The sequence below is a fragment of the Enterobacter cloacae complex sp. IR5403 genome, from assembly GCF_049238705.1.
Taxonomy (GTDB): Bacteria; Pseudomonadota; Gammaproteobacteria; order Enterobacterales; family Enterobacteriaceae; genus Enterobacter; species Enterobacter hormaechei_C.
In genome coordinates this window covers 26,158-38,619 of the sequence record NZ_JBMKHP010000024.1, presented here as the reverse complement: position 1 = coordinate 38,619, position 12,462 = coordinate 26,158, and the positions used below count along the sequence as shown (strand labels likewise).

The window sequence follows — 12,462 nt, the reverse complement described above, 5'->3', positions numbered from 1 at the left end:
GGTCTCAGTCCAGGGCATAGCGAGTCTCCTCTTCTATGCCAGTTATAACTGTTACCCATGTATCCGGTCTAAAGTGTTACCCATGTTTCCGGTTCATACCGCAGCGCTACCCGGCGGAAAGTCAGCGTTACTGATGGTACCCGGAGAGGAAGCGCCCGAAGCGGCTGATCGCCATTTCAAGATCGTCTTCGCGCGGCAGGGTGACGATACGCACATGATCCGGCCACGGCCAGTTAAACGCCGTCCCCTGAACCAGCAGCACTTTTTCCTGCAACAGGAAATCGAGCACCATTTTCTGGTCGTCGTGAATATTGAAGCGCTTCGCGTCGATTTTCGGGAACATATACAGCGCGCCGTTAGGCTTCACGCAGGAGACGCCCGGAATATCATTAATCAATTCCCATGCGCGGTTGCGTTGTTCATACAGGCGGCCGCCTGGAACGATAAACTCGCTGATGCTTTGATAGCCGCCGAGTGCCGTCTGGATCGCATGTTGCGCCGGTACGTTAGCGCACAGACGCATGGATGCCAGCATCTCCAGCCCTTCAATGTAGCCTTTCGCATGTTTTTTCGGTCCGTTCAGTACCATCCAGCCCTGACGGAAACCGGCAACGCGGTAAGTTTTAGACAGTCCGTTAAAGGTCACCGTCAGCAGATCGGGCGCCAGCGCGGCGATAGAGTGGTGCTGCGCCGCGTCGTACAGGATCTTGTCGTAAATCTCGTCGGCAAAGATGATCAGATTGTGCTGGCGGGCGATCTCGACGATCTCCATCAGCAGCTCTTTTGAATAGACCGCACCCGTCGGGTTATTCGGGTTAATGATCACGATACCCCGGGTGCGCGGGGTAATTTTGGCGCGAATATCATCCAGATCCGGGAACCAGTCAGAGGATTCGTCGCACAGGTAGTGCACCGCTTTACCGCTGGACAGGGACACCGCAGCCGTCCACAGCGGATAATCCGGGGCAGGAACCAGCATTTCATCGCCGCTGTTCAGGAGCGCCTGCATCGCCTGAACGATCAGCTCCGAGACACCGTTGCCAATGTAGATATCTTCAACGGTGACGTCGCGCATACCGCGAGCCTGATAGTGCTGCATGATGGCTTTACGGGCGGAATAAAGCCCTTTTGAATCGCAGTAGCCTTGTGCAGTGGGCAGGTTACGGATCACATCCACCAGGATCTCATCCGGCGCTTCAAAACCAAATGGCGCGGGGTTGCCGATGTTGAGTTTCAGAACCTTATTGCCTTCCTCTTCAAGGCGTTTTGCCTCTTTGAGTACCGGGCCACGGATGTCGTAACAGACGTTGTCGAGCTTGCTGGATTTTTCGATAGGGGACATGAACCTTTAACCTTTTCGCTATTATTGCAACTTCCTGCCGTGGAAGTGAGCACGGAACAATGTACTCCCACCGCGCTTCGTTTTGAAGGGCGCACAGAAGAAGATTTCGTCCAACCGGGCAATGCCGCGGTCATCGCTTACTCTAACGAAGGAGTGATTTTGTGCCTGAATTTATCGTGATAAAGAGGAGTGTTGGGTTGTTTGTGCTAAAAATTTCATATAAAGATGAATATTATTCTGGGATAAATAAAAAGACGATTCGGGCTGATGCATTAGTCCCCCTGAGTGACCATTCGTAAAACCTGAATGCTGAGATACCGATTGCCATATTAGCAAAGCCAGGTTAAAAGTTACTCATGTGAAATTAATGTTAAGGGTTATTAATGAATGGCCTGAATCTAAATTAAACTTTATTTATTATTAACGACGAAAATGCAACTTTCGTTAATTTTAATAAAAAGAGTGTAGTTGCTTATCATTGGCGGTAAATCCTTAATATTGCAATAAGACTTATAAATATAGTGGATTTGGGTTAAGATGTGTTTCGGGAATGCAGCATAGCGATAGGCCTGTTACGTATATCGGATACTGCTTTCCTGTATTAATCGATTGTTATTGTTAAAATTATCTCTGGCTGATTGGGTAAGTCACATCTTGCTACGTTGCCAACGCTGCGATATAGATGGCAGAAAACATGTCTTACTCTTTATGGTATTAACATCGACCTGCAAACAACGAAATATCCTGGACGCAAGAGAATAAAAATAACGTCATGAAACGTGATTTCTGACTGGTGATATACCGCAGTACAATAACTATCTGTCAGGCAGTCTGCCGGGCCGGGATGCGAGGGAAACTCTTCAGAAGGAATTGCTTAACTGTTACACACAGCTTCAACCCGGGCAGCTCCGCACGAGCAACCTGAAAGTGAAAAGATATGATAAATGCAAATCGTCCGATAATGAATCTCGACCTCGATCTGCTGAGAACGTTTGTTGCGGTCGCCGATCTCAACACTTTTGCAGCAGCTGCTGCCGCCGTTTGCCGTACCCAGTCCGCCGTGAGTCAGCAAATGCAGCGGCTGGAACAACTGGTTGGTAAAGAGCTTTTTGCGCGTCATGGACGTAATAAGCTTTTAACAGAACATGGTATTCAGCTTCTGGGTTATGCCAGAAAGATACTGCGCTTTAATGATGAAGCCTGTATGTCATTAATGTTTAGCAACCTTCAGGGAGTGTTAACATTAGGGGCGTCAGATGAATCAGCAGATACCATTTTACCCTTCCTTCTCAACCGAATTAGCTCGGTTTATCCGAAGCTTGCCCTGGACGTTAGCGTTAAACGCAATGCTTTCATGGTTGAGATGCTGAAAGAAAACGAGGTTGACCTGGTGGTCACCACGCATCGACCTGGCCAGTTTGACAGCCTGACGCTGCGTACTTCTCCAACGCACTGGTACTGTGCCGCGGAGTATGTATTGCAGAAAGGTGAGCCGATACCCCTGGTCCTGCTGGACGATCCGAGTCCGTTCCGCGATATGGTGCTGGCTGCGCTCAACGAAGCCGGTATTCCATGGCGCCTGGCGTACGTGGCGTCAACCTTGCCCGCAGTGCGAGCGGCGGTGAAGGCCGGGCTTGGCGTAACGGCCCGTCCGGTGGAGATGATGAGCCCCGATCTGCGTGTGCTGGGTCAATCCGAGGGACTCCCGTCGTTGCCGGATACGGAGTACCTGCTGTGCCATAACGCCGCCAGCAACAACGAGCTGGCAAAAGTGGTGTTCGAGGCAATGGAAAACTACCACAATCCATGGCAGTACGCGCCTGTTACTCCCGAAGGAGGGGACGACTCCCTGATCGTGGAAGGGGATTTTGAGTGATCATTCCCTCAAAATTCTCGTAACAAAATGTAAGTGCAAAAAAGAGCCACTCGCATGATTTTTTCCTGCGAGTGGTTTTTTTTGCTATTCATAACCGTGAACGGAGCAGGGATAAAGCAAATACCGCTTATTTATCAATGCAGTAAATGTTTTTGGTTAAGATGTAAACAATACCTGTTCTAACTTACCTCATACCCCGCCGATGTTAAAAAAACAGGAAATATGTTGCTGTTTTTTTGATTGAATTAACAAAAGCGTGTCTCAGATCAAGAAAATACTCCCATTTGGGGGGAGGAATCGTTGGCAAATCCTGTCAAAATAGGAGGGTTATTTTTTTTACTTCCAAAACGGACACGATTCAACAAGATGCATTTGACGGAAAGTCATGTACCCACCAGGGTTAAAGGGCACCAAATGTTAACGAGAATCGCACGTTGTAATTTAATGTGAAGAAACCTTTGTTAAAGTTGACAAAAGGTTATAGAAAGGAGTAAAAAACCCCATCATTTTGCTGTCTATGTCTCATTTCTGACAGTTAGTGTAAGGTTATTTTGTTCCTCCCCATGAATCGATGTGATGCCCATCTGCCAGCAAGAGCAGTGTCGTCGGTATCACTTTTGATGAGTAAGCAATGAGTATGTCAACATCCACAGAAGTCATCGCTCATCACTGGGCATTCGCAATCTTTCTTATTGTAGCCATTGGCCTGTGCTGCCTGATGTTAGTCGGCGGCTGGTTCCTGGGCGGTCGCGCCCGCGCAAGGCACAAAAACACACCTTTCGAATCAGGTATTGATTCAGTAGGTACCGCTCGCTTACGCCTGTCTGCCAAGTTCTACCTGGTAGCCATGTTCTTCGTCATTTTTGACGTGGAAGCGCTTTACCTCTTCGCGTGGTCTATCTCCATTCGCGAAAGTGGTTGGGTGGGCTTTGTCGAGGCCGCAATTTTCATTTTAGTGTTACTGGCCGGTCTGGTTTATCTGGTGCGTATTGGCGCGCTGGACTGGACACCTGTGCGTTCACGCCGTGAGCACATCAACCCGGAAAACAGTATCTCTAATCGTCAGCAGTAACAGCGAGGCAATAAGATGGATTATACGCTCACCCGCATAGATCCTAACGGTGAGAATGACCGTTACCCCCTGCAAAAACAGGAGATCGTAACCGACCCCCTGGAGCAAGAAGTCAACAAAAGCGTGTACATGGGCAAGCTCGAACATGCCATGCACGACATGGTCAACTGGGGTCGTAAGAACTCCATCTGGCCATACAACTTTGGTCTTTCTTGCTGCTACGTTGAAATGGTGACGTCATTCACTGCGGTGCATGACGTTGCGCGTTTTGGGGCCGAGGTACTGCGTGCTTCTCCACGTCAGGCTGACCTGATGGTGGTGGCCGGGACCTGCTTTACCAAGATGGCACCGGTTATTCAGCGTCTTTATGACCAGATGCTGGAGCCAAAATGGGTTATCTCCATGGGCGCATGTGCAAACTCCGGCGGTATGTACGACATTTATTCCGTTGTGCAGGGCGTTGATAAGTTCATTCCGGTGGATGTGTACATCCCGGGCTGCCCGCCGCGTCCAGAGGCCTATATGCAGGCGCTGATGCTGCTCCAGGAGTCAATTGGTAAAGAACGCCGCCCGCTTTCATGGGTTGTTGGCGATCAGGGTGTCTATCGCGCGAACATGCAGTCTGAGCGCGAGCGTAAACGTGGTGAACGTATTGCCGTCACCAACCTGCGTACGCCTGACGAAATTTAATTTGCGCCTGTGGGCCTGGAGAACACCTTCGCATATCACTACTCAAATAGCGCGAAGCCAGGCTTAACAGTCACCACGGACCATTTGCAATGGTGAACAATATGACCGACTTAACCGCGCAAGAAGCCGCCTGGCAGACCCGGGATCATCTCGATGACCCCGTCATTGGCGAACTGCGCAACCGTTTTGGGCCGGATGCCTTTACTGTTCAGGCCACCCGCACCGGGGTACCCGTTGTTTGGGTGAAGCGTGAGCAATTACTGGAAGTTGTCGATTTCCTCAAGAAATTGCCAAAACCTTACGTCATGCTGTTTGACTTACACGGCATGGACGAACGTCTGAGAACGCACCGCCAGGGTCTCCCTGCTGCGGATTTTTCCGTTTTCTACCACCTGATCTCAATAGACCGCAACACGGATATCATGCTCAAGGTGGCATTGTCTGAAAACGACATGCATCTGCCGACGATCACCAAACTTTTCCCGAACGCCAACTGGTACGAGCGTGAAACCTGGGAAATGTTCGGCATGACCTTCGACGGTCACCCGCATCTGACGCGCATCATGATGCCGCAGACCTGGACCGGCCACCCGCTGCGTAAAGACTACCCGGCACGCGCCACTGAATTCGACCCGTTTGAGCTGACCAAAGCCAAGCAGGATCTGGAGATGGAAGCGCTGACCTTCAAGCCGGAAGACTGGGGCATGAAGCGCGGCACCGAAAACGAGGACTTCATGTTCCTCAACCTCGGTCCAAACCACCCGTCTGCGCACGGTGCGTTCCGTATTATTCTTCAGCTTGATGGCGAAGAGATTGTCGACTGCGTCCCTGACATCGGCTACCACCACCGTGGTGCTGAGAAGATGGGCGAGCGTCAGTCCTGGCACAGCTACATTCCGTATACCGACCGTATTGAATACCTCGGCGGCTGCGTGAACGAAATGCCATACGTGCTGGCCGTTGAGAAACTGGCAGGCATCACCGTCCCGGATCGCGTTAACGTGATTCGCGTGATGCTGTCTGAACTGTTCCGTATTAACAGCCACCTGCTGTACATCTCCACGTTCATTCAGGACGTCGGCGCGATGACGCCGGTCTTCTTCGCCTTTACCGACCGTCAGAAAATCTACGATCTGGTGGAAGCGATTACCGGTTTCCGTATGCACCCGGCCTGGTTCCGCATCGGCGGTGTGGCGCACGATCTGCCGCGCGGCTGGGACCGTCTGCTGCGTGAATTCCTCGACTGGATGCCGAAACGTCTGGCGTCTTACGAGAAAGCCGCGCTGCGTAACTCCATCCTGAAAGGCCGTTCTCAGGGCGTTGCTGCCTACGGCGCGAAAGAAGCGCTGGAGTGGGGTACGACAGGTGCAGGTCTGCGTGCGACGGGTATTGATTTCGACGTGCGTAAAGCCCGTCCTTACTCTGGTTACGAGAACTTCGACTTTGAAATCCCGGTTGGCGGCGGCGTATCCGACTGCTACACCCGCGTGATGCTGAAAGTGGAAGAGCTGCGCCAGAGCCTGCGCATCCTTGAGCAGTGCCTCAACAACATGCCGGAAGGCCCGTTCAAGGCGGATCACCCGCTGACGACGCCGCCACCGAAAGAGCGCACGCTGCAACATATCGAAACCCTGATCACCCACTTCCTGCAAGTTTCCTGGGGCCCGGTCATGCCGGCACAGGAATCCTTCCAGATGATTGAAGCGACCAAGGGTATCAACAGCTACTACCTCACCAGCGACGGCAGCACCATGAGCTACCGCACCCGCGTGCGTACGCCAAGCTTCGCGCACTTGCAGCAGATCCCGGCCGCCATTCGCGGCAGTCTGGTCTCCGACCTGATTGTGTATCTGGGTAGTATCGATTTTGTTATGTCAGATGTGGACCGCTAATTATGCACGAGAATCAACAACCACAAACCGAGGCTTTTGAGCTGAGTGAAGCAGAGCGTGCCGCCATTGAGCACGAGATGCACCACTACGAAGACCCGCGTGCGGCGTCCATTGAAGCGCTGAAAATCGTACAGAAACAGCGTGGTTGGGTGCCGGATGGGGCGATCTACGCGATCGCAAAAGTGCTGGGCATTCCGGCAAGCGACGTAGAAGGCGTAGCCACGTTCTACAGCCAGATCTTCCGTCAGCCGGTAGGCCGCCATGTGATCCGCTACTGTGACAGCGTGGTCTGCCACATCACCGGTTATCAGGGCATTCAGGCTGCGATTGAGAAGAAACTCAATATTAAGCCGGGCCAGACCACCTTCGACGGACGCTTTACTCTGCTGCCAACCTGCTGCCTGGGTAACTGCGACAAGGGGCCGACCATGATGATTGATGAGGACACTCACAGCCATCTGACGCCGGAAGCGATTCCTGACCTGCTGGAGCAGTACAAATGAAAACTGTAATTCGTACTGCTGAGACGCATCCGCTGACCTGGCGTCTGCGTGATGACAAACAGCCGGTCTGGCTCGACGAATATCAGAGCAAAAACGGCTATGCCGGCGCGCGTAAAGCCCTTGGCGGCATGGCGCCGGACGACATCGTTAACGCGGTGAAAGAGTCTGGCCTGAAAGGCCGCGGCGGCGCGGGCTTCTCCACCGGTCTGAAGTGGAGCCTGATGCCAAAAGACGAATCCATGAACATCCGTTACCTGCTGTGTAACGCCGATGAAATGGAGCCGGGTACCTATAAAGACCGCCTGCTGATGGAACAGCTGCCGCACCTGCTGGTGGAAGGCATGCTGATCTCCGCGTTCGCGCTGAAAGCGTACCGTGGCTACATCTTCCTGCGCGGTGAGTACATCGAAGCGGCGGAAAACCTGCGTCGCGCGATTGCCGAAGCTACTGAAGCCGGTCTGCTGGGTAAAAACATCCTGGGCACCGGGTTTGACTTCGAGCTGTTCGTGCACACCGGTGCCGGGCGTTATATCTGCGGGGAAGAAACCGCGCTGATTAACTCTCTGGAAGGGCGCCGCGCGAACCCGCGCTCCAAGCCACCGTTCCCGGCAAGCTCCGGCGTGTGGGGTAAACCGACCTGCGTCAACAACGTCGAAACCCTGTGTAACGTCCCGGCGATCCTCGCCAACGGCGTGGAGTGGTATCAGGGCATCTCCTCAAGCAAAGATGCCGGTACCAAGCTGATGGGCTTCTCCGGTCGCGTTAAAAATCCTGGCGTCTGGGAACTGCCATTCGGTACCACCGCACGCGAAATTCTTGAAGACTACGCGGGCGGCATGCGCGATGGCCTGAAATTCAAAGCCTGGCAGCCGGGTGGGGCAGGGACGGACTTCCTGACCGAAGCCCACCTTGACCTGCCCATGGAGTTTGAAAGCATTGGTAAAGCAGGCAGCCGTCTGGGTACCGCGCTGGCGATGGCCGTCGACCACGAGATCGGCATGGTATCCCTGGTGCGTAACCTGGAAGAGTTCTTCGCCCGCGAGTCCTGCGGCTGGTGTACACCGTGCCGTGATGGTCTGCCGTGGAGCGTGAAGATCCTGCGTGCTATCGAACGTGGCGAAGGCCAGCCTGGCGATATCGAGACACTTGAGCAACTGTGTCGATTCTTAGGGCCAGGTAAAACCTTCTGTGCCCACGCACCGGGCGCCGTCGAGCCGCTGCAAAGCGCGATTAAATATTTCCGCGACGAATTCGAAGCAGGCATCAAGCAGCCGTTCAGCAATACCCATTCGATCAATGGTATTCAGCCGAACCTGCTGAAAGCGCGCTGGTAAAAACAGAATTTTGATTAACGCTCGGTTTCGGCCGAGCCAACTGGAAGCATGCTAATGGCTACGATTCATGTAGACGGCAAAGAATACGAAGTCAACGGGGCGGACAACCTGCTGGAAGCTTGTCTGTCTCTTGGCCTCGATATTCCGTACTTTTGCTGGCATCCGGCGCTGGGCAGCGTCGGTGCTTGCCGCCAGTGTGCGGTGAAGCAATATCAAAACGCGGAAGACACGCGTGGTCGCCTGGTGATGTCCTGTATGACGCCAGCCGCCGAAGGCACCTTTATTTCGATTGATGACGAAGAAGCCAAACAGTTCCGTGAAAGCGTGGTGGAGTGGTTGATGACCAACCACCCGCACGACTGTCCGGTGTGTGAGGAGGGCGGTAACTGCCACCTTCAGGATATGACCGTCATGACCGGTCACAGCTTCCGTCGCTATCGCTTTACCAAGCGTACCCACCGTAACCAGGATCTGGGGCCGTTCATCTCTCACGAAATGAACCGCTGCATCGCCTGCTACCGCTGCGTGCGTTACTACAAAGATTATGCAGACGGTCAGGATCTGGGCGTATATGGCGCGCATGACAACGTCTACTTCGGTCGTCCGGAAGACGGTACGCTGGAAAGTGAATTCTCCGGTAACCTGGTAGAAATCTGTCCGACTGGCGTATTCACGGATAAAACCCACTCTGAACGTTACAACCGTAAATGGGACATGCAGTTTGCGCCAAGCATCTGCCAGCAGTGCTCCCTCGGCTGTAACACCAGCCCGGGTGAACGTTACGGCGAACTGCGTCGTATCGAAAACCGTTACAACGGTACCGTTAACCACTACTTCCTCTGCGACCGCGGTCGTTTCGGCTATGGCTATGTGAACCTGAAAGACCGTCCGCGTCAGCCGGTTCAGCGCCGTGGCGATGACGTCATTACCCTCAACGCTGAGCAGGCGATGCAGGGCGCGGCAGATATTCTGCGTCAGTCGAAGAAAGTGATCGGCATCGGCTCCCCGCGCGCCAGTATCGAAAGCAACTTCGCGCTGCGCGAGCTGGTTGGGGCGGAAAACTTCTACACCGGTATCGCCCAGGGCGAGCAGGAACGTCTCCAGCTGGTGCTGAAAGTGCTGCGTGAAGGCGGCATTCATACGCCTGCGCTGCGCGAAATCGAATCCTATGATGCGGTTCTGGTGCTGGGTGAAGACCTGACGCAGACCGGCGCCCGCGCGGCTCTGGCGGTTCGTCAGGCGGTGAAAGGTAAAGCACGTGAAATGGCAGCGGCGCAGAAAGTGGCTGACTGGCAGATTGCGGCCATCCTCAACATCGGTCAGCGCGCGAAGCATCCTCTGTTTGTGACTAACGTCGACAACACCCGTCTGGACGATATCGCCGCGTGGACCTACTGCGCGCCGGTTGAAGATCAGGCGCGCCTCGGCTTTGCCATTGCCCACGCGCTGGACAGCAACTCGCCGGCCGTTGAACTGGATCGCGACCTGCAAAACAAGGTCGACGTGATTGTTCAGGCGCTGGCGGGGGCGAAGAAACCGCTGATTATTTCCGGTACCAACGCCGGTAGCGCTGAAATCATCCAGGCCGCAGCAAACGTTGCCAAAGCCCTGAAGGGCCGCGGCGCTGACGTCGGTGTCACCATGATTGCCCGTGCGGTGAACAGTATCGGTCTGGGTATGATTGGCGGCGGCTCGCTGGAAGACGCGTTAAGCGAACTGGAATCCGGTGCCGCTGACGCCGTTGTGGTGCTGGAAAACGACCTGCATCGCCATGCTTCTGCCGCTCGCGTTGACGCCGCGCTCTCCAGAGCGCCGCTGGTGATGGTTATCGACCATCAGCGCACCGCGATCATGGACAAAGCGCACCTCGTGCTCTCTGCGGCAAGCTTCGCAGAAAGCGACGGGACGGTGATCAATAACGAAGGCCGCGCCCAGCGTTTCTTCCAGGTTTATGACCCGGCCTACTACGACAGCAACACCGTGATGCTGGAAAGCTGGCGCTGGTTGCACTCTCTGCACAGCACCGTGCAGAGCCGTGAAGTGGACTGGACGCAGCTCGACCACGTTATCGACGCGGTTGTTGAGAAACTGCCTCAGCTGGCGGGCATTAAAGACGCCGCGCCTGACGCAAGCTTCCGCATTCGCGGCCAGAAACTGGCGCGTGAGCCGCACCGCTACAGCGGTCGTACTGCGATGCGCGCCAACATCAGCGTGCACGAACCGCGACAGCCGCAGGATAAAGACACCATGTTCGCTTTCTCGATGGAAGGGAACAACCAGCCGTCTGCGCCGCGTTCGCAAATCCCGTTTGCATGGGCACCGGGCTGGAACTCCCCGCAGGCATGGAACAAGTTCCAGGCTGAAGTGGGCGGTCACCTGCGCCACGGCGATCCGGGCGTGCGTCTGATTGAAGCCTCCGAAACCGGTCTGGACTTCTTCACCACCGTTCCGGCGAGCTTCCAGGCGCAGGAAGGTCACTGGCGTATTGCACCGTACTACCATCTGTTCGGTAGCGACGAGCTGTCCCAGCGTTCTCCGGTATTCCAGCAGCGTATGCCGCAGCCTTACATCAAGCTCAACCCGGCGGATGCCGCGAAGCTTGGCGTTAACGCGGGTGCGAACATTGCCTTTAGCTACGACGGCCAGACAATCAGCCTGCCGCTGATTATTTCTGAACGCCTGTCAGCAGGGCAGGTGGGTCTGCCGATGGGTATGCCTGGCATCGCGCCGGTCCTGGCGGGTGCGCATCTTGATAACCTTCAGGAGGCAAAAGCATGAGTTGGTTAACGCCGGATCTTATCTACATCCTGCTGAGCATTCTGAAAGCGGTTGTGATTCTGCTGGTGGTCGTCACCTGCGGCGCGTTCATGAGCTTTGGTGAACGTCGTCTGCTCGGTCTGTTCCAGAACCGTTACGGACCGAACCGCGTGGGCTGGGGTGGTTCACTCCAGCTGGTCGCGGACATGATCAAGATGTTCTTTAAAGAGGACTGGGTTCCGCGCTTCTCGGACCGCGTGATCTTTACGCTGGCGCCGATGATCGCCTTCACCTCGCTGCTGCTGGCGTTTGCTATCGTTCCGGTCAGCCCGACCTGGGTGGTGGCTGACCTGAACATCGGCATTCTGTTCTTCCTGATGATGGCAGGCCTCGCGGTTTACGCGGTGCTGTTCGCAGGCTGGTCCAGTAACAACAAATACTCGCTGCTGGGTGCGATGCGTGCTTCCGCGCAGACGCTGAGCTACGAAGTGTTCCTGGGTCTCTCCCTGATGGGCGTGGTGGCGCAGGCCGGTTCATTTAACATGACCGACATCGTCAACAACCAGGCCGACATCTGGAACGTTATCCCGCAGTTCTTTGGGTTTATTACCTTTGCCATCGCGGGCGTGGCGGTGTGTCACCGTCACCCGTTTGACCAGCCAGAAGCCGAACAGGAACTGGCCGACGGTTACCACATTGAATATTCCGGTATGAAGTTCGGTCTGTTCTTCGTGGGCGAGTACATCGGTATCGTCACCATTTCCGCGTTGATGGTAACGCTGTTCTTTGGTGGCTGGCATGGCCCGTTCTTACCGCCGTTCATCTGGTTCGCGCTGAAAACCGCGTTCTTCATGATGATGTTCATTTTGATTCGCGCAGCGTTACCGCGTCCGCGTTATGACCAGGTAATGTCCTTCGGCTGGAAAGTGTGCCTGCCGCTGACGCTCGTCAACTTGTTGGTAACGGCGGCTGTCATTCTCTGGCAGCAGCCATAAG

The 12,462-nt window shown here is 54.5% G+C and carries 9 protein-coding genes; 8 read left to right on the top strand and 1 reads right to left on the bottom strand.

The features are described from left to right. Window positions 1-127: 127 nt before the first annotated feature. Window positions 128-1,342 (bottom strand): alanine transaminase AlaA, encoded by a 1,215-nt coding sequence (gene alaA / locus ACOTW6_RS21075; RefSeq protein ID WP_003861471.1) that lies wholly within the window; start codon window positions 1,340-1,342, stop codon window positions 128-130. A gap of 937 nt (window positions 1,343-2,279) precedes the next feature. On the opposite strand from alaA, the gene lrhA reads away from it, so the two are divergent. The 8 genes from lrhA (at window position 2,280) to nuoH (ending at window position 12,461) form a co-directional block, all read left to right on the top strand. Beyond that, window positions 2,280-3,218, top strand: coding sequence for a transcriptional regulator LrhA (gene lrhA / locus ACOTW6_RS21070; RefSeq protein WP_017693002.1), 939 nt, complete (start codon window positions 2,280-2,282; stop codon window positions 3,216-3,218). A gap of 631 nt (window positions 3,219-3,849) precedes the next feature. Further along, on the top strand, window positions 3,850-4,290 hold the full coding sequence (gene nuoA, locus ACOTW6_RS21065; RefSeq protein WP_062932729.1) for an NADH-quinone oxidoreductase subunit NuoA: 441 nt from the start codon (window positions 3,850-3,852) through the stop codon (window positions 4,288-4,290). Window positions 4,291-4,305: 15 nt separating this feature from the next. Then, window positions 4,306-4,980, top strand: coding sequence for an NADH-quinone oxidoreductase subunit NuoB (gene nuoB / locus ACOTW6_RS21060; RefSeq protein WP_003861482.1), 675 nt, complete (start codon window positions 4,306-4,308; stop codon window positions 4,978-4,980). Between the two features lie 89 nt (window positions 4,981-5,069). Beyond that, entirely contained in the window at window positions 5,070-6,872 is a 1,803-nt protein-coding gene (gene nuoC / locus ACOTW6_RS21055; RefSeq protein ID WP_072189973.1) for an NADH-quinone oxidoreductase subunit C/D, read from the top strand. A 2-nt stretch (window positions 6,873-6,874) separates the two neighbouring features. Continuing rightward, window positions 6,875-7,375: an NADH-quinone oxidoreductase subunit NuoE gene (gene nuoE / locus ACOTW6_RS21050; RefSeq protein WP_008500208.1), complete on the top strand. Its 501-nt coding sequence runs from the start codon at window positions 6,875-6,877 to the stop codon at window positions 7,373-7,375. Beyond that, window positions 7,372-8,709, top strand: coding sequence for an NADH-quinone oxidoreductase subunit NuoF (gene nuoF / locus ACOTW6_RS21045; RefSeq protein WP_003861487.1), 1,338 nt, complete (start codon window positions 7,372-7,374; stop codon window positions 8,707-8,709). The genes nuoE and nuoF overlap by 4 nt, the downstream gene beginning before the upstream one ends. Window positions 8,710-8,763: 54 nt before the next feature. Continuing rightward, complete coding sequence (nuoG, locus tag ACOTW6_RS21040; protein WP_047717178.1) at window positions 8,764-11,487, top strand: NADH-quinone oxidoreductase subunit NuoG; 2,724 nt, start codon at window positions 8,764-8,766, stop codon at window positions 11,485-11,487. Continuing rightward, a complete protein-coding gene (gene nuoH / locus ACOTW6_RS21035) occupies window positions 11,484-12,461 on the top strand; it encodes an NADH-quinone oxidoreductase subunit NuoH (protein WP_213789290.1) in 978 nt (325 codons plus the stop codon). The genes nuoG and nuoH overlap by 4 nt, the downstream gene beginning before the upstream one ends. The last annotated feature ends 1 nt before the right edge of the window (window position 12,462 follow it).